Origin of the sequence: Aquaticitalea lipolytica (genome assembly GCF_014641635.1) — a bacterium.
Classification (GTDB): Bacteria; Bacteroidota; Bacteroidia; order Flavobacteriales; family Flavobacteriaceae; genus Aquaticitalea; species Aquaticitalea lipolytica.
In genome coordinates, this window is sequence record NZ_BMIC01000010.1 from 1 (window position 1) to 17,453 (window position 17,453).

The window sequence follows — 17,453 nt, forward strand, 5'->3', positions numbered from 1 at the left end:
ATTACCAACAAGTGATTACTGGTTTACTGTAGAATATGATGAACCTAACACAGGAGAACGTAAACAATTTAAAGCCCATTTTACCCTGAAAAGATAATTTGATATGAATTTAAAAAAGTATTTTTTAATAGCAGTTACAGCATTAATGACACAAATAGGAGAGGCTCAAGAAGGGCTGCCTATATATTCTGATTATTTAACAGATAATTATTATTTAATCCATCCATCTATGGCTGGTGTTGCTAATTGTGCTAAAGTAAGATTAACAGCACGTAAACAATGGTTTGGCCAAGATGATGCTCCAGCATTACAAACGTTAAGTATTAATGGTCGTATTGGAGACTCTCCATCAGCAGTAGGTGCAATTGTTTATAATGATAAAAATGGGTATCACTCGCAAACGGGAGCATATTTAACTTATGCGCATCACTTGATGTTTTCTCGTAATGAGATTGACTTAAATATGTTGTCGTTTGGGTTAAGTGCTGGTGTTATACAATATAAGTTAGATGAAACTACTTTTTTAAATGAAGGTTTTGACCCAATAATTGCAGGGATTGAGCAAAGTGCGTCAAACTTTAATATTGATTTTGGTTTTTCTTATCATTTATATGATTTTTATGCGCATGCAACAGTAAAAAATGTGTTAAACAATGATGGTGTAAACTCTAATGAAAATGGTGTTTTTAAATTTGATAATTTAAGAACATTCTTATTTTCTGCAGGTAATACGTTTAGCAAATTTGGAAGTGATTGGAGTTATGAACCTTCTATTATGTTTATGCACAAAGACGGAACAAAAGAGTCTTCAATAGATGTAAATGCTAAAGTTTATAAGAAAATGGACTTTGGTAAAGTTTGGGGAGGATTATCATACAGAAGAAGTTTAGATGGTGCTGAATTTTTAGATGGATCTGGTGTGAGTAGTCAAAAACTTCAATATTTTACGCCTTTTGTTGGTGTTGATTATAATAATTTTGTGTTTGCATATACATATTCATACCAAGCAAATTCTGTTGTGTTTAATAATGGTGGTTTTCACCAACTAACACTTGGATATAACTTTAATTGTAGACGAGAGAAATACGAATGTAATTGTCCTGCAGTTAACTAATAAAAAAGCCTCGTTTTTACGAGGCTTTTTTATTTGCGTTAGTGGTTGAAGAGACATCCTTTTATAGCTTTTTTTGCTATAAAAGATATAGCTGAAAACACGACCGCTTTTTGTGACAAACTAAAAGTGGTAACGCCCAAATTTATTGCCAGCTATATTTTTTTGCCTTTGCTTGTGTTTTTATGGCGTTTATCATTGCGTTTTCTAAACCATTAGCATCGTCTTTTTGTTGTTGAAGAATGTACAATCTTCTTTTTTCATTGAGTTTTTGAATTTCTTCTTGTATTGCATTTCGCTCTTCGCTTTTTTTAGCAACGTAGGCTTTAATTTCAACCTTTGATTTTCCTTTTAATTCAGCAGGTAATTCACTGTCTTTTAAATCTTCATATTTGAAAGATTTACTTTTTTCGGCATCTACTAAATCCCAAGTGTCGTTTTTATATAAATGAGAGCTTTTACTCACAGTTCGGCTAACAGCATTGGCTTCACTATAACCCTTTGCGTTTTCGTCTTGCTCTGATTGTAATGCCATTTTTTGACGACCTACACTACCATAAGCAACATAAGTATTATTTAGTTTTTTATTTAACTGAAGAATTTGGTCGTCGTAAGGTGATGCTACATAAGTTGTAGTGTGATTGTGATTTATAGCCATATAATCACCATGTGCTAAATCTGCTCCATCTTTCCAATATCCTGAAATACCTTGATTATAATCGCCACAAAAAATAGTATTAACGGTTACGTCTTTATTGTGCGCTAATTTTGCTGCTTCTTTATAGCTAATATTACCTTGAGTAAACGGCTCGTTACCTGCTATGAAAATAAGTTTAAGGTCGTCTGGGTTATTTCCCCAATTGAGTTGGTTTAATGACGTTTGTATAACATGTCCGCAGTATTCATTACCTCCATTGGTGGTTAATGAAAAGAGCTGTTTTGATATTTCATCTAAATCACTGCTAAATGCTAAAACCTGACGAATAAAGCCTTCATCACCATTTAATCTGTCGTTACCATATTCATACAAAGCGATTTGTAAATTGGGTTTACTGTCGTCACATTTTGCATAAGATAACTCGTTAACAATCTCCCAGAGCTGCGCTTTTGCTTGGTCTATTAAACCATCCATACTGTTGCTTGTGTCTAATAATAAGGCAACTTTTATGAATTGCTTACTTGGTTCGTGAATAGCAGTTTCTGCTATTGCTAAATCTTTCTCGTTTGTTTTTTTTGTGTTAGCATTGCAGGATAATAACCCAAAAAGGTATAAACCTAATGCTGTTGTTTTTAAAATAGTTTTCATAGTATTTCTAATCTTTAATTTGTTTTTAATTCTTTAACATCAATAGTTCCGTTTGGTGAAACCACATAATATTTGTGTGTAGTTTCGGTTTTAGTAACGGTTTTTACTTCTTCTTTTGGTTTTGGTGTTAGTTGTATTTTTATATTCATTCCAATTTGAGTCACTGGTTCTAAAATGGAAGGATTGATAACAATATCATAATTCTCGTAGGTTAAAGGTTGGTAGTAATATGAGGTTTGTTTTTTTGCTGTTAGCACACCTCTTTTTTTCTGAAAAGCTTCAAATGAGATACTGTTAAATGCTTGATAGCTTTGGTAAAAATCTTTAGGGAAATAGCAATATTTATCATCAGCCATTGAGATGTTATAATTAGATAAATCGAAACCTAGAGCTTTATAATAAGCTCTTTTGTCTTCAATTAATTTTAAAAGTTCGGTTTGTATATTTTTATATACTTGTGCAATGTTTTCTATAAAATAATCGACCTTAACCAAATTATAAACTTCACTTTCTGCACAAGCAGTTAGTATATCTTCAAACTGATCAGTTTTAGTAAACTGAATGTGAATGTTTTGTTGTAGCTCAAAGCCTTTTGGAACTTCTGTGTAAGTTTTGCTGAATAGTTTTTTTTGAACCTCTACCTCATAATTTGGAACGAATGAAATAACGTCTATTACGACATCTTTATTTAAAATTCCAATTGTATTAAGCTTGTTTTTAATTTTATTAATACGTGTATTCATCATCATATTCGTGCTATCTGCAGTAGAGCCAATTTGCGATACATTAAATATGGCTGTATATGTAGTGGCTTTTACATTTTGAAGGGCTTTTACATCTATAAAAAGAATGTTACTTGGGTTTAATGGGTTGTTAATTCGTTGTTGTACTACTGGGTTGTAAATAGTAGCATTGCCACTACTTAAAATATTCTGCCTCGAAATTTGAAAATCGGCATCATTATAATTGCCTTTGTGTTGCGAATAAAATTCAAGAGCAGTAAATAGTAGAAGTAATGTTAGGATTTGTTTTTTCATTTTCATTTGTTTTTTGATTAATACAGTAAATCTAGAAGCAACATTTTTAGATAAAAAACCAGAATGAGTGAATGATTAATATGAATGAGTAAGACAGTACATAAAATGAGTGAAGCTTTACTTTTTTAATGGGAATAGATTAAAAATTGAAAATGAGTATTTTATTTACTCAATTAAAGTATGTAGTTTAGCTTCAATGAATTCAGATAATGTATTCAAAACATAATAAATGAAGTCTCTATTTAAATATATTTTTGTTTTTCTATTTTGTGCTTTGCCAACACAGCAGCTACATTCTCAAGAGAAGAATGCAGAACGTCGCGCTTTAGAACCACTATATGAAGTTAGAGGGTCTGTTAGAGAAAGTGATACATATAAACCAATTTCTAAAGTTAATATTGAGGTCAATGGAGGCGCATATACTGTTACGGGAAACGATGGTGATTTTAGAATTAAAGTTAGAACAGGAGATGAACTTATTATAAGACACAAAGATTTTGAAACGGTTTACTATACTATAAAAGATAATGAACGAATAATAGTAGAAGTAAAACCTTCAAACCCAACTAACCAAGTAGATTCAAAATATAGGAAGAGTATAAAATCGTTTAATTCATTAATAGATTCTGCTTCTACATATCTAAAGAAAGATGCTGAAAAAAGTATTCAGTTTGTTGCAGATGCACTATCACAAAGCAACTCAGTAAAGCAAAGCGCTGAAGCTTATGAGCTTCTTGCAGATATAAATGTGTATTGGAAGCAATACGATTTAGCCGTCTCTAATTATAGGATTAGTCTTCAAAACACATCTAATAATGAAGTTAAACTAAAACTTGGTAAGGCTTATGAGCTTAATAAAAATTACCAAGAAAGTATTGAAACCTATAAAGGAATTAAAAATTCTGAACTTTCAAATTGGCAGCTAATAACAATGTATGAAGGATTAGGAGATACCTATGTTGCAATTAAAAAATATGATTTAGCAATTGACAACTATAAAAAGGGACTTGAAGTTGCTCAAAAGCATTTAATTGCTCCAAAAGTCACTGATTTAAATTCTAAAATTGCACAAGCATATAATGCTTCAGGCAAGGTTGATAAAGCTAAAGATTATTTTGAAAATTCACTCAATTTAGCATCAAAAGAGAATAAAACTAGAGCAGTAAAAGAGAAAATTGTAGTGGCCGATTTTCAAAATACGAATAGAGGCTATTATGATGAGATAGAATTGCGTAAAGAGGCTCTTAAAGATATTGAGGATATTGAAAAAGACTCTGTTTTAGATAATGAAAGCCCATTGACATCACAGAAGCAAAATTATAAAATTGGAAACGCCTATTTTTTACAGAAAGATTATGCTAATGCAATTCCATATTTACAAAAAAGTATTTCTGAAGCTTCTAAAAGGGAAGATTTAATTGTAAAAAAAGATGCTACTCGTAAGTTGTCTGATGTGTATTATGACGCTGGAGATTTTGAAAAAGCATTATTAGCTTATCAGGAATATACAGAAGTTGTTGACGAGTTATATGTAAAAAAAGAACAAGAATTATCTTATGCATCTCGTTTCAACAAAAACATAATTGAAAAACAAAATAGAATATTAAGTTTAGAGTCAGACAGGCAATTATCTCAAAGTCAGTATCAATTAACAACCGAGCGCAATAAAAGCCAACAACTAATTATATACTCTCTTATTTTTGGATTACTCCTGTTATTAATTACTGCTTATTTTATGTTTAAGTACATAAAACAACAGCGATTAGCCAATAACTTGTTAGCTTTAAAATCGTTACGAAGCCAAATGAATCCTCATTTTATTTTTAATGCATTAAACTCTGTAAATAGTTTTATTGCATCAAATGATGAGCGAACAGCAAATAAGTACCTATCCGATTTTTCGCAATTAATGAGAGCAGTTTTAGAGAATAGTGATGAAGATTTTATTCCATTAAGTAAAGAAATTGAACTGCTAGAACTCTATACCAAGTTAGAACATTTCAGGTTTAAAGATAAATTTGATTACGATATTACTGTAGACAAATCAATTAATATTGAGGAGTTTCAAATTCCGCCAATGCTATTACAGCCATATATAGAGAATGCAGTGTGGCATGGCTTACGCTATAAAACGGAAAAAGGACAACTAAATATCAACATAGCTAAAAAAAGTGAAGATGAAATCACCATCACTATTGCAGATGATGGCATAGGAAGAACACGTTCAAAAGCTTTAAAAACTGAAAATCAGAAAAAGCAAAACTCGAAAGGCATGGGGAATATTAAAAAGCGAGTTGCAATTCTAAATGAAATGTATAAAGATAAAGTAGATGTATTTGTTGATGATTTTCAAGCCACTGAAGATTCTGGAACCAAAGTTGTTGTGACACTTAAAAAAGATTAAATGAAACATCTACGAATATAATAAAGTCAAACAAAAATATGATTATATAGATGTTACATGTGACCTTATAAAAAAATAAATAATACACATGAAATTAAATGCCATCATTGTCGAAGACGAAGAAACTAGTAGAGAAATTTTAAAAAATTATCTCAAAAAATACTGCCCAAATGTGAATGTTTTGGGAGAAGCTTCTAATGTAGATGAAGCGTTAATACTTATACGAAACAATGATTTAGACCTCGTATTTCTTGATGTAGAAATGCCTTATGGAAATGCTTTCGATTTGCTTGATAAAGTTGGCGATATTAATTTCGAAACCATTTTTGTTACCGCTTATAACCATTATGCAATAGATGCCTTAAATGCGCATGCATCATACTATTTAATGAAACCAATTTCAATTGACGAACTTATTAAGGCTGTTGATTATGTTACCGAAATAAAAACTAAAGAAGACGCATTGCAAGACCAAGTGTTAATACCAAAAACCAATAATGTTAATGGTAAAATAACAATACCACAACAAGATGGCTTTGAGGTTATAAATACTTCAGATATTTTATATTGCAAAGCAGACGATAACTATACCGAAATTTATCTTAACACAAATAAAAAGAAACTAGTTAGCAAAACATTAAAGTATTTTGAAGATGCATTAAACGATACAAACTTTGCAAGAGTCCATAAATCGTATTTAGTTAATGTCAACGAAATAGTGAAGTATGTTAAAGGAAAAGGAGGAAGCGTTGTATTAAGTAACGGAAAAGAAATTATGGTTTCTGCCTCAAAAAAATCAGAATTATTATCATATTTTAAATCATAAAAAATGCCAATTATAAAACCAGTAAACGGAAAATCTCCACAAATTCCAGAAGATTGCTATATAGCAGAAAATGCTACTATTGTTGGCGAAGTTACAATGGGTAACCAATGTAGTGTTTGGTTTAATGCTGTAATACGAGGAGATGTACACTACATAAAAATGGGCAATAAGGTTAATGTTCAAGATGGAGCAGTGATACATGCAACCTATCAAAAATCACCAACAACGATTGGTAACAATGTGTCTATTGGACATAATGCTATAGTACATGGTTGTACAATTCACGATAACGTGCTTATTGGTATGGGAAGCATTGTAATGGACGATTGCGTTGTGGAGAGTAATAGTATAATTGCAGCAGGAGCTGTGGTGACTCAAAACACAAGAGTAGAAGCAGGAAGTATTTACGCTGGAGTTCCTGCAAAAAAAGTAAAAGATATTAGTAAAGAATTAATTTCTGGAGAAATAGACAGAATAGCTAATAACTATGTTAAATATTCAAGTTGGTTTAAAGAGTAGTTTTTGGGCGTTACCTTTCAGGTCGCGTTTTTCGTTATATCTTTTTTTAAAAAAAGGATGCCACTTCAACCGCTAACGCAGGCTAAAATTTTAAATAACTTACATTAAAGTTATGATTTAAAATATCATCTAAAACAACAACATCCCCATTTGTGAAAAATTGATTTTTGGTTTTAGTAGATGCTGTGTTTAAAAGGTTGTTTTGTTCTAAAATGGCCTTTGTTTGTTTTGCAACTGCCTCACCAGAATCAATAATTTTTACATTTTTAGGAAGCATATCTATTAATAAAGGCATTAAATAAGGGTAATGTGTACATCCTAAAACCAAATAATCAATATTAGCATCAATCATTGGCTTAAGATAAAGGCTTAATAAGCTCATCATTTCAGGACTATTTATTTTGCCATTCTCAATTAAATCAACAATGCCTTCACCAACTTGTTCAATAACGTTAATGCCATTACTATACAAATCTGTAGTGCGATGAAACAACTCGCTAGATAATGTGCCTTTTGTAGCCAAAATTCCAATAGCTTTTGTTTTAGTTTGTAAAGCAGCAGGCTTAATAGCTGGCTCTATACCAATAAAAGGAATATTATAAGTTGCTCTTAAAATTTTAATAGCATTTGTAGTTGCTGTGTTACATGCAACTACAATAATCTTACAACCTTTATCAATAAGAAATTCGGTATTTTTTATACTTAATGATATAATTTCATCTTTTGTTTTGTTGCCATATGGCGCATTAAAACTATCAGCAAGATAAATAGTATGCTCGTTAGGTAAAAGTGCATGTACTTCTTTAAAAATAGAAGTGCCACCAATTCCTGAATCGAAAATACCTATAGGTTGTTTACTCATATTACAAAAATAAAAAAAGCCACTTGTTAAAAAGTGGCTTCGTATAGTTTTTATTTAAAATTAAATTAGAATCCTAATTCTTTTTTAACATCTGCCATTAGGTCTTTACCATCAGCTAATAATACACCAGATCCTTGAGTAGAATCTAATACATATTGAAAACCTTGAGCTTTAGCTACTTTTTGAATTGCAGCTTTAGCTTTATCAAAAATAGGTTTTAATAATTCACTTTCCTTTTTTTGAAGATCTTGTTGTGCTTGTCCTTGGTATTGACGAATACTTTGCTCCATTGTTTGTACTTCTTGAGCTCTTTTAGTATTCTCTTCTTCAGTTTTAGTATCAACTTCAGCTTGGTATTGCTTTAATTTATTTTGATACTCAGTTGCCATACCTTGAATTTCAGCTTCGTAAGTTTTAGAAAGTTTTTCTAACTCAGCTTTAGCTGTTTTCATTTGCGGCATAGCTTCAATTAATTCGTTTGTATTAATATGAGCAATTTTACTTTGTGCATTTGAAAAACTTGTAGCTCCAATAAAAAGTAAGGCTGCAAATAAAAGGGTTTTAAATTGTTTCATTTTTAAAATTGTGTTACGTGTTATAATTATTAATTGTTTTTAGTTATTATTTGGTACAGAATCAGTTTTTTTGTTCTGTTCTTCTCGTTCTTCTTTTGCTTTTTTTCTGTCTTCTAGTATTTTTTTCTTTCTTGCTTCTAGCTCTTTTTTGCGAGCTTCTCTATCAGCTATTTTTTGTTGTTTTTTTTCTTCCAGAATTTCTTCTGGAGTTTTTTTGTCGTTACCAGTTCCTTTGGCAGCAGTATCAGTTTTTTGTTTGTTTGTTGTTGTACTGTCTGTAGGAGTGTTTTTATTTTCTCGTTCTTCTTTAGCTTTGGCTCTATCTTCAATTATTTTTTGACGTCTTGCTTCTGCAGCACTTTTTAAAGAATCTCTTGTTTTTTGCTGTGCTTCTTGACGATCTCTAATTGCTTTTTCTCGTTCTGCTTTCTTATCTTCTAAAGCTTTTTGTCTTGCATCTAATTCTTCATTTATTACAGGGACAACATCTTCTTTTTCAGCTTCTCTACGCTCTGCTTTAGTTTGTGCCTGTGTACGCTTAGATGATCTTGTAATACTTCTTAAAACCAATTCACTTATATCAAATCGTTCAGCTGAATACAGCATTACAACATCAGCAGATTTGTCAAATATAAAATCATATTGTTTGTTTCCTGCTATTTCTTGCACAGCTGCAAAAATTTGATCTTGTATAGGTTGTATTAATTGTTTCTTTTGAATCATTAAATCACCATTCGGACCAAAACGTTTTTGTTGATAGTCTAAAATTTCTGCTTCTTCAAATGTTATATCTTCAAGACGTTCTTCGTACAACTCTTTTGTTAAAAGAACTCTTTCACTATTGAGTTGTTTTTTCTTTGTATCTATTACTGTTAAACGCTGATCTATTTCAGATTTCCATTCTTGAACTTTTTTATCTAATTGAGCTGTTGCTTCTTGATATTCAGGAACATTTTGTAAAATATATTCAGTGTCTATATAGCCAATTCTTACACCTCGTTGAGCGTTAGCAACTAAGCTTGATAGACCTATCATCACCATTAAAAAAAGAACTTTATATTTCATCTGTTTATAGTTTTATGATTTATTGGTATAAATTCTAAAAATGACAGATGTAATTTAAGATTCTGCCTTTAGAGTTATTATTTTTCAAATTAACGAAATAAATTCTAAAAAATTTTAACACTAGGGCTAAATCATTAAAGATACATTAGAAAATATCGTGCCAAAGTTAAAATTGTTGACCAATAATAAAGTGTGTCTCCCAACCGTTTTTAACAGTTTGTCCTGGCAACGCATCAAATCCGTGACCAAAATCAATACCTAATAAACCAAATGCAGGCATAAAAATTCTAAGTCCTAAACCAGCAGAGCGATTAATTGTAAACGGGTTATAGTCTCTAAAGTTATCAAAAGAGGCACCTCCTTCAATAAAACCTAATGCATAAATTTTTGCAGACTGCCCTAAAGTTATTGGGTAACGTAACTCTAATGAAAACTTGTTGTAGATAGTACCACCATCTTGAGAAGATAATGATTGATTTGGATAACCTCTTAAGGCTATTGACTCTCTCCCATCTAATGAGTAGTTACCTAAACCATCTCCACCAACAAAGAAACGTTCAAAAGGAATAACACCTCTGTCATTATTATAAGCACCTAAGAAACCAAATTCTAATCCTGATTTAATAACTAGCTTATCTACTATTCTTGTATACCAATCAGCTTTAAATTTCACTTTGTAAAATTCTAACCATTTGTAACGCTCTTGGTCTATTTCACCCATTCTTTTAAAATCGTCTGTGTCTGTTGGGTCTAATGCATCTCTTTCTTCATTTAAAGCTTTATAGTCAATACTGTTTAATAAAGAATAAGGTAGAGATAACTTAGCTGATACAGAAAAATTAGAACCTCCCATTGGATAAATTGGATCTGTAAAAGTGTTGTTTCTACTTAAGCCTATTGTATATGAAAGGTTATTAGAATATCCGTTTCCGAATGTAAATAAACCTGTGTTATAATTTTTTAAGTTATAATGTTGGAAACTTACAGCTTGAGATAATGTAAAATAATCATCAGGAACAGATAAACGTTTTGCTAATCCTACAGAAATACCTGTAATGTTAAAGCGTTTGCTTTTATCAGCATCTCTTGTTATAGGATTGTATAAAAACTGTTTAGTATGAGATAATGATGTTGATAATTGAACAGGTCTTTTTCCACCTAACCAAGGTTCAGTAAATGAAAAGCTATATGTTTGATAAAAACGACTTGCTTGTAAACGTAAAGCTAAACTTTGTCCATCACCAGATGGTACAGGTTTGTATGCTTCTTTTTTAAAAATATCTTTAATTGCAAAGTTGTTAAACGATAATCCTAATGTACCAATGAAACCACCACCACCATAACCACCTTGTAGTTCTATTTGGCTAGCTCCTCTTTCTACTACAGAGTACTCCATATCTAAAGTACCATCGTTAGGGTTAGGGTTTTTAAAGTTTGGCGTTAATAATTGAGCATCAAAAAATCCTAACTGACCAAGCTCTCTAATGGTACGTATAACATCTAATTTACTATATAGTTGACCAGGTCGAGTTCTTAATTCTCTGTAAATAACGTGGTCATTTGTTTTGTCGTTTCCTACTACTGTTACATTATTAAAATAAGCTGGCTTACCTTCAGATATTCTAATTTCCATATCAATAACATTGCCATCTGCACTTACTTCAACAGGATTTATTGACGAAAACAGATAACCACTGTTTTGATATAAATTGGTTAAATCGTCAGCGTCTGGTTTTGAATCATCAGCAATTCTCTTTTTAAGTTCAACACCATTATAGGTTTCGCCTTCTTTTATTCTTAATACGGAGTTTAATTGTTGGTCTGTGTATACACTATTACCAACAAATGTTATTTTACCAAAAGTGTATTTTTCTCCTTCTTCAAGATTAATGTTAATAGAAATTGTATTATCATTATTAGTTATAATAGAATCTGAAATTATACGAGCGTCTCTATATCCATTCTCCTTATACTTATCAATAATACTTACTAAGTCCTCTTTGTAATCGTCTTTAATATATTTTGAACGTTTAAGTAAACGAATTGGGTTTTTCTGCTTCGTATTTTTCATTGCTTTACGAAGCTTTTTATCACTTATTTTATCATTGCCATTAAAGGCTATTTTTTCAACTTTTACCTTATTCTCTTTATCAATATTAATAATCATATTAACTCGACTTTTTTGTATTGAGTCAACTACTTCTGTAGTGTTAATAGTTACTTTGGTATTATAAAAACCTTCTTTTCTGTACTTATTTGTAAGGTAGTTTTGTGTTGTAGCCAATAGGTTTTGAGTTACTTTAACTCCTTTTGTCAGTTTATTGTCTTTAATTAACGTTTCAGTCTTTGATTTTTTAACGCCTTTTATTGTTACCTCATTAAGTTCAGGAAGATCTACAAGAACAATTTCTAAATATGCTGTATCGCCTTCAGTTTTTACTAGGTAAATATCAATACTACTAAATAAATTAGATTTCCATAATTTCTTTAATGCATTACTAATAGTTTCTCCTGGAATTGTAATTTCTTCACCTTTTCTTAAGCCAGAATAGGTTACTACTGTTTGTGGGCTAAATGTAGTATTACCAGTGACTGTTATGTCACCTAAAACATATTTTTTCCCGTTATTAAATTCAATGTCCTGTGCTATTGCTGTACTAGAAAAGATAAAAAATAGTGCAATAAAAAATGTGCTGATGTTAGTTTTCAAAAGTATTTTGTTAGCTAAGTTGTTCACTTGTTTTTCCAAATCGTCTTTCTCTGCTTTGATAATTAATCAAGGCATCGTATAAATCTTGTTTTTTAAAATCTGGCCAAAGTATATTTGTAAAGTATAATTCGGCATAAGCTATTTGCCATAAAAGGAAATTGCTTATTCTTTGTTCTCCACTTGTTCGTATCAACAAATCGACATCTGGCAAATTTTGCGTGTAAAGATGCTTATTTATAATGGATTCGTCAATAGATTCAGTAGAAATTATATTATTTTTAACTTTATTACTTAATTCTTTCACAACATTTATAAGCTCCTCTCGTGAGCCATAGCTTAGTGCAAGAGTTAAAGTCATTCTGTTGTTTGTCTTGGTTTTTTCAATTACATCAAGAAGTTCTTCTTTTGCTTTTTTTGGCAAATCGTTAAGATTCCCTATTGCTAAAAGTTTAATGTTATTGTCTTGAAGAGTTTTTATTTCTTTTTTCAAAGATTTTACTAAAAGCTTCATTAATGTTTGAACTTCAATTTTTGGTCTGTTCCAATTTTCTGTTGAAAACGCGTAAAGCGTTAAATGCTTTATTCCAATTTCTGCACTTGCTTCAACAACCTCACGAACAGCTTTTGTTCCGTTCTCATGACCAATAACTCTTAATAAACCTTGATTTTTAGCCCAACGACCATTGCCATCCATAATTATTGCAAGATGGTTGGGTAATTTGCCTTTAAGTATTTGATCTTTAGTATTCATTTAATAATTACAGTAGCATGGTTTTTGTCCAAAAGTATAAGTTAATGTTATACCTGTAAATGTATACCAATCATTACTATTTATATTTCCAAAGCTAAATTGTTCTCTTTCTGGTGCATCTGGTACACTACCATCTATTCCATCAGTAAAGGTATAACGAGTGCCGACTTCTAATGCTAATATAATATGATTAGTAACAGTTGTTTTAAAGCCAATTACCATTGGAATTCCATAAGCCCAACTAAATGAGTTTTCTGAAGTTAATTCACCGTTTTGGTTAAAGAATAAATTCTCATGACGTGCTGCTGTTATTCCAGAATATAAATATGGAGTTGCTTTAATACCATCGCCATGCAAATTAAAATCAAAAAATGTAAACTCCATTCCAGCTGAAACTTCTAACAAATTACTATCAAATTTATAATTTCTCTCTTTTCTTCTTGGGTCACTAGATTTACTATCGTCTCCAACTAAATCTGCATAAATCACAGAAACTCTCCACGCATGTCTTGGACTGCGATTCCATTTTAATATTGCTCCTAAAGCAGGACTATTAGGTGAGATATATGTTGTTGAACCTACATCTCCAATAAAATTACTTCCACCACCAAAAACGCCAATTTCGTAAATTTGAGATTGGCTTGTTTGTGAAAATAAAACACTAAATAAAACTATGGTTAAATACCTCATAAAATTTTAAAAGTTTGCAAATATAATAAATATGATTTGCCTATGGTAATTTGTGGCAAATAGTATTACAGATAAACAGTATTTATAAGGTTTTATTGTTTAATTGCGCTTATCTTCTCCCCAAAGTAGTTTTTTTCGAAGTGTATCAATAAAGCTTTCACTTAACAATTCGACCATTCTAATTTTAAATGGAGCTTTTTTTATAGTTACAATTGTATCATTGCTTAATGTCGCAATTCTTGAATCTAAAGAAATTAGATATTGGTCTTCTCTACCATCAACTTTTAATTGTATTTCTGTATTGTCTGGAATAACTAAAGGCCTTGCGCTTAAATTATGTGGCGCAATAGGTGTTAGAACAAGACTATCTGCATCTGGTGAAATTACTGGGCCACCACAACTTAAAGAATACCCTGTTGAACCAGTTGGTGTAGATATAATGAGGCCATCTGCCCAATATGATGTAAGATATTCAGCATTTAAATGCGTTTCAACCTTAATCATAGAAGTAGTATTTTTTCTGCTTACTGCTATTTCATTTAGGGCAAAATCAGTTTCAATTATAGTTTTGTTTTTTGGGCTTGTTTCAATACTAAGTAATGTACGTTCAGAAATTTTATATCGCTTTTCTAATATCTCATTAATTGCTTCAGTGATATCATCTGTTTGTATAGTTGCTAAAAACCCTAAACGACCAGTATTAATACCAACTATTGGAATTGCTAAATCTCTAACAAAAGTCACAGCTCTTAATATTGTACCATCACCTCCAATACTAATTAATAAATCATAAGAATTATCTAATTCAGTAAATGTTTTAAAGTCCCCTAAATTTTTATGTTTAACCATTTTAGAAAAATCTTTTTCTAAAGAGACTTCTAATTTTTTTTCAATAAAAATATCTAAAAGAGTATCTATACTCGATTGAGTGTTTGAGTGATAAAATTGACCGTAAATAGCTATTTTCATGTAATTATATATCTAGATATTTTCTTAAGTATTCAGAGCGTTCTTTAAGACTCTCGATATAAGTATCCTCTTCATGACCTGAAACTATATTGTAGTTGTATCTTCTAAAAGTTTGAATAACATCATTCAATCCAGAATTACCTATTTTTAAAGTAATTTGTACAACATCACTTTCCATTTTAGATACAAATGCACCTAATATTTTTGCATCATTAGATTCAACAATTTGGCTAATTTCACTAAAAGAATAATCTTGTATTCCTTTCTCTACTATTAACACACCACCTGGTTCGCCAAAAAAAGGAGTTTCATTGAAAAGACTAATTATATCGTTAAGTTCATAATAACCTAAATAAGTATTCTTTTCACTTAAAACAGGCATGATGTTGCACGAATTTTGTGCAAAAGTTTCAAGCACATCTAACCAAGTAGTATAAGATCTAACGTAAAAACCTTCAATAGCGTAGTTACAATCTTTTATTGAAATATTACCCTCAAAACAATGTGCATCTGTTTCTGAAATGCAACCTAAATAAACGCCTTCATTTTCTATAGGAATATGAGAATAGGTAAGTTCATTAAACATCATTTTTAAATCACTTATTTTATCATTAATGTTAAGTGGTTTTATATCGTTTATTATATATTGTTGAAGTGGCATATTGGTTTTATATCTAATGCAAAATAATTAAAAATAACTACAAAAAGCGTTATCTACTTTGTATTTTTGTTTGCTCAAAGTTAATGTATATGACAAAATTAAGTGTAAATATTAATAAGATAGCAACCTTACGTAATTCTAGAGGAGGTGATGTGCCTAATTTGGTGCAATTTGCAAAGGATGTTCAGAATTTTGGTGCTCAAGGTGTTACTATTCATCCAAGACCAGACGAAAGACATATTAGATACAAAGATGTTTACGATTTAAAGCCTGTTGTTTATACTGAATATAATATAGAAGGCAATCCAATAAAACAGTTTATAGATATGGTTTTAGAAGTAAAACCAACTCAGGTTACTTTAGTGCCAGATGCTGAAGATGCTATAACATCAAATGCTGGTTGGGATACAATTAAGCATAAAGATTTTTTAAAAGACGTTATTAAAGAATTTAAACAGAACGGAATTAGAACATCTATTTTTGTTGATCCAGATTTAAAACAAATAGAAGGAGCCAAAGCAACAGGTACAGACAGAATAGAGTTGTATACAGAGGCTTTTGCACACCATTATAATCTTGGTAATGAAATGGCTATAAAACCCTATACTGAGTGTGCTATTTTGGCAAGTTCATTAGGATTAGGTATTAACGCAGGCCATGATTTATCGTTAGATAATATTAAGTTTTTTAAAGATAATATTCCAGATCTTTTAGAAGTATCAATTGGTCATGCACTTATTTCAGAAAGCTTATATCTTGGCATAGAGAATGTTATTAATATGTATCTGCACAGATTAAAATAATGGAGTTATACTCAAACATATTAGGACAAGGTAAACCATTTATATTTCTTCATGGTTTTTTAGGAATGAGTGATAATTGGAAAACACTTGGCACTAAATTTAGTGAAGAAGGATACGAAGTCCATTTGCTAGATCAACGTAATCATGGTAGAAGTTTTCATAGTGACGACTTTAATTATGAGGTAATGGTTGAAGATTTAAAACACTACTGTGATTCTCATAATTTAACTGATGTTATTTTGTTGGGACATTCCATGGGAGGAAAAGTAGCTATGTTATTTGCAGTTGAATATCCAGAGCTAGTTTCAAAATTAATAATTGCCGATATTTCTCCACGTTTTTATCCTATACATCACGATACTATTTTAAGTGGTTTGTCTGCTTTAGATTTTGATATTATAAAAAGCAGAGGAGAAGCAGATGATATTTTTAAAACTTATGTTTCCGATTTTGGTACCAGACAATTTTTACTTAAAAATTTATATTGGGAAGAAAAAGGAAAGCTTGCATTGCGTTTAAATTTAGATGCTTTAAAAGAAAACGTAAGTGAAGTTGGCGAAGCATTGCCAATGCATTCTAAATTTGATAAAGATACTTTGTTTTTACGAGGTGATAAATCAGAATACATTTCAACCTCAGACGAGCCTTTAATTAAATCTCATTTTCCAAAAGCTAAAATTGTAACAATTGCTAATGCAGGTCATTGGTTACATGCCGAAAATCCAACAGATTTTTATGACGAAGTAGTTAATTTTTTAGGATAGTAAAATATGCTTTATTATATTTATAATTCACCAAAATAAAATTTAATGAATTTAATCATCAGACTTTTATTAACAGCAGTTGCTGTAATAGTTCTATCAAAAATATTACCAGGTGTTCAGGTTGTCGATTTTACTTCTGCAATAATTATTGCTGTTGTATTGGCAATACTTAATGCGGTTTTAAAACCAATTTTAGTAATATTAACATTTCCAATTACAGTGGTTACTTTAGGGTTGTTTTTATTAGCAATTAACGCAGGTATCATTATGTTGGCAGATTATTTATTAGATGGTTTTGCAGTAAGTGGTTTTTGGATTGCTTTACTATTTAGCTTACTATTATCATTAATGCAATCTGTACTTTATTCACTTTTAGATAAAGATATAAAACAGTCTTAAA

General features: G+C 30.6%; 17 protein-coding genes. 7 read left to right on the plus strand and 10 right to left on the minus strand.

Annotated elements, in window-relative coordinates:
- Positions 1–103: 103 nt before the first annotated feature.
- Positions 104–1,114, plus strand: a complete 1,011-nt coding sequence (locus tag IEW41_RS13740) for a PorP/SprF family type IX secretion system membrane protein (protein WP_188606958.1) — start codon at positions 104–106, stop codon at positions 1,112–1,114.
- 142 nt (positions 1,115–1,256) lie between these two features.
- On the opposite strand, the gene IEW41_RS13745 is transcribed toward IEW41_RS13740, so the two are convergent.
- Both IEW41_RS13745 and IEW41_RS13750 read right to left on the minus strand, forming a co-directional pair.
- On the minus strand, positions 1,257–2,417 hold the full coding sequence (locus IEW41_RS13745) for a vWA domain-containing protein (protein ID WP_188606959.1): 1,161 nt from the start codon (positions 2,415–2,417) through the stop codon (positions 1,257–1,259).
- Between the two features lie 14 nt (positions 2,418–2,431).
- Positions 2,432–3,454: an SIMPL domain-containing protein gene (locus IEW41_RS13750; RefSeq protein ID WP_188606960.1), complete on the minus strand. Its 1,023-nt coding sequence runs from the start codon at positions 3,452–3,454 to the stop codon at positions 2,432–2,434.
- A 229-nt stretch (positions 3,455–3,683) separates the two neighbouring features.
- Here IEW41_RS13750 and IEW41_RS13755 point away from each other — a divergent pair, with 229 nt between their 5' ends.
- The 3 genes from IEW41_RS13755 to IEW41_RS13765 all read left to right on the plus strand — a co-directional run bounded on the left by IEW41_RS13755 (position 3,684) and on the right by IEW41_RS13765 (position 7,203).
- Positions 3,684–5,858 (plus strand): histidine kinase, encoded by a 2,175-nt coding sequence (locus tag IEW41_RS13755; protein ID WP_188606961.1) that lies wholly within the window; start codon positions 3,684–3,686, stop codon positions 5,856–5,858.
- Positions 5,859–5,946: 88 nt separating this feature from the next.
- Positions 5,947–6,684 carry a LytR/AlgR family response regulator transcription factor gene (locus IEW41_RS13760; RefSeq protein ID WP_188606962.1) on the plus strand — a complete coding sequence of 246 codons (738 nt, stop codon included), beginning with the start codon at positions 5,947–5,949 and terminating at the stop codon, positions 6,682–6,684.
- 3 nt (positions 6,685–6,687) lie between these two features.
- Complete coding sequence (locus tag IEW41_RS13765) at positions 6,688–7,203, plus strand: gamma carbonic anhydrase family protein (protein WP_188606963.1); 516 nt, start codon at positions 6,688–6,690, stop codon at positions 7,201–7,203.
- An 82-nt stretch (positions 7,204–7,285) separates the two neighbouring features.
- Here IEW41_RS13765 and murI read toward each other — a convergent pair whose 3' ends face one another.
- From murI to IEW41_RS13805, 8 genes are all read right to left on the minus strand, one after another.
- Positions 7,286–8,065, minus strand: a complete 780-nt coding sequence (gene murI / locus IEW41_RS13770; protein ID WP_188606964.1) for a glutamate racemase — start codon at positions 8,063–8,065, stop codon at positions 7,286–7,288.
- A gap of 65 nt (positions 8,066–8,130) precedes the next feature.
- A complete protein-coding gene (locus IEW41_RS13775) occupies positions 8,131–8,640 on the minus strand; it encodes an OmpH/Skp family outer membrane protein (RefSeq protein WP_188606965.1) in 510 nt (169 codons plus the stop codon).
- A 39-nt stretch (positions 8,641–8,679) separates the two neighbouring features.
- Entirely contained in the window at positions 8,680–9,705 is a 1,026-nt protein-coding gene (locus tag IEW41_RS13780) for an OmpH/Skp family outer membrane protein (RefSeq protein WP_188606966.1), read from the minus strand.
- A 166-nt stretch (positions 9,706–9,871) separates the two neighbouring features.
- Positions 9,872–12,421 carry an outer membrane protein assembly factor BamA gene (gene bamA, locus IEW41_RS13785; protein WP_229660229.1) on the minus strand — a complete coding sequence of 850 codons (2,550 nt, stop codon included), beginning with the start codon at positions 12,419–12,421 and terminating at the stop codon, positions 9,872–9,874.
- Positions 12,422–12,425: 4 nt separating this feature from the next.
- On the minus strand, positions 12,426–13,166 hold the full coding sequence (uppS, locus tag IEW41_RS13790; protein WP_188606968.1) for an undecaprenyl pyrophosphate synthase: 741 nt from the start codon (positions 13,164–13,166) through the stop codon (positions 12,426–12,428).
- Positions 13,167–13,856, minus strand: a complete 690-nt coding sequence (gene porG, locus IEW41_RS13795) for a type IX secretion system protein PorG (protein ID WP_188606969.1) — start codon at positions 13,854–13,856, stop codon at positions 13,167–13,169. It abuts the gene before it with no gap.
- A gap of 99 nt (positions 13,857–13,955) precedes the next feature.
- Complete coding sequence (locus IEW41_RS13800; protein ID WP_188606970.1) at positions 13,956–14,825, minus strand: NAD kinase; 870 nt, start codon at positions 14,823–14,825, stop codon at positions 13,956–13,958.
- Between the two features lie 4 nt (positions 14,826–14,829).
- Positions 14,830–15,486, minus strand: a complete 657-nt coding sequence (locus tag IEW41_RS13805) for a CBS domain-containing protein (protein WP_188606971.1) — start codon at positions 15,484–15,486, stop codon at positions 14,830–14,832.
- Positions 15,487–15,575: 89 nt separating this feature from the next.
- Here IEW41_RS13805 and IEW41_RS13810 point away from each other — a divergent pair, with 89 nt between their 5' ends.
- Genes IEW41_RS13810 through IEW41_RS13820 form a run of 3 tightly spaced genes read left to right on the plus strand, consistent with a single transcriptional unit; the run spans position 15,576 to position 17,452 of the window.
- Positions 15,576–16,289: a pyridoxine 5'-phosphate synthase gene (locus IEW41_RS13810; protein WP_188606972.1), complete on the plus strand. Its 714-nt coding sequence runs from the start codon at positions 15,576–15,578 to the stop codon at positions 16,287–16,289.
- Positions 16,289–17,053 (plus strand): alpha/beta fold hydrolase, encoded by a 765-nt coding sequence (locus tag IEW41_RS13815; protein WP_188606973.1) that lies wholly within the window; start codon positions 16,289–16,291, stop codon positions 17,051–17,053. The genes IEW41_RS13810 and IEW41_RS13815 overlap by 1 nt, the downstream gene beginning before the upstream one ends.
- 45 nt (positions 17,054–17,098) lie before the next feature.
- Positions 17,099–17,452 carry a phage holin family protein gene (locus IEW41_RS13820; protein WP_188606974.1) on the plus strand — a complete coding sequence of 118 codons (354 nt, stop codon included), beginning with the start codon at positions 17,099–17,101 and terminating at the stop codon, positions 17,450–17,452.
- Position 17,453: the final 1 nt, after the last annotated feature.

What these genes read in the sequence shown, in the direction of transcription:
- IEW41_RS13740 (WP_188606958.1), top strand. Translation starts at nt 104, where the DNA reads ATGAATTTAAAAAAGTATTTTTTAATAGCAGTTACAGCATTAATGACA.
- IEW41_RS13745 (WP_188606959.1), bottom strand. Translation starts at nt 2,417, where the DNA reads ATGAAAACTATTTTAAAAACAACAGCATTAGGTTTATACCTTTTTGGG.
- IEW41_RS13750 (WP_188606960.1), bottom strand. Translation starts at nt 3,454, where the DNA reads ATGAAAAAACAAATCCTAACATTACTTCTACTATTTACTGCTCTTGAA.
- IEW41_RS13755 (WP_188606961.1), top strand. Translation starts at nt 3,684, where the DNA reads ATGAAGTCTCTATTTAAATATATTTTTGTTTTTCTATTTTGTGCTTTG.
- IEW41_RS13760 (WP_188606962.1), top strand. Translation starts at nt 5,947, where the DNA reads ATGAAATTAAATGCCATCATTGTCGAAGACGAAGAAACTAGTAGAGAA.
- IEW41_RS13765 (WP_188606963.1), top strand. Translation starts at nt 6,688, where the DNA reads ATGCCAATTATAAAACCAGTAAACGGAAAATCTCCACAAATTCCAGAA.
- murI (WP_188606964.1), bottom strand. Translation starts at nt 8,065, where the DNA reads ATGAGTAAACAACCTATAGGTATTTTCGATTCAGGAATTGGTGGCACT.
- IEW41_RS13775 (WP_188606965.1), bottom strand. Translation starts at nt 8,640, where the DNA reads ATGAAACAATTTAAAACCCTTTTATTTGCAGCCTTACTTTTTATTGGA.
- IEW41_RS13780 (WP_188606966.1), bottom strand. Translation starts at nt 9,705, where the DNA reads ATGAAATATAAAGTTCTTTTTTTAATGGTGATGATAGGTCTATCAAGC.
- uppS (WP_188606968.1), bottom strand. Translation starts at nt 13,166, where the DNA reads ATGAATACTAAAGATCAAATACTTAAAGGCAAATTACCCAACCATCTT.
- porG (WP_188606969.1), bottom strand. Translation starts at nt 13,856, where the DNA reads ATGAGGTATTTAACCATAGTTTTATTTAGTGTTTTATTTTCACAAACA.
- IEW41_RS13800 (WP_188606970.1), bottom strand. Translation starts at nt 14,825, where the DNA reads ATGAAAATAGCTATTTACGGTCAATTTTATCACTCAAACACTCAATCG.
- IEW41_RS13805 (WP_188606971.1), bottom strand. Translation starts at nt 15,486, where the DNA reads ATGCCACTTCAACAATATATAATAAACGATATAAAACCACTTAACATT.
- IEW41_RS13810 (WP_188606972.1), top strand. Translation starts at nt 15,576, where the DNA reads ATGACAAAATTAAGTGTAAATATTAATAAGATAGCAACCTTACGTAAT.
- IEW41_RS13815 (WP_188606973.1), top strand. Translation starts at nt 16,289, where the DNA reads ATGGAGTTATACTCAAACATATTAGGACAAGGTAAACCATTTATATTT.
- IEW41_RS13820 (WP_188606974.1), top strand. Translation starts at nt 17,099, where the DNA reads ATGAATTTAATCATCAGACTTTTATTAACAGCAGTTGCTGTAATAGTT.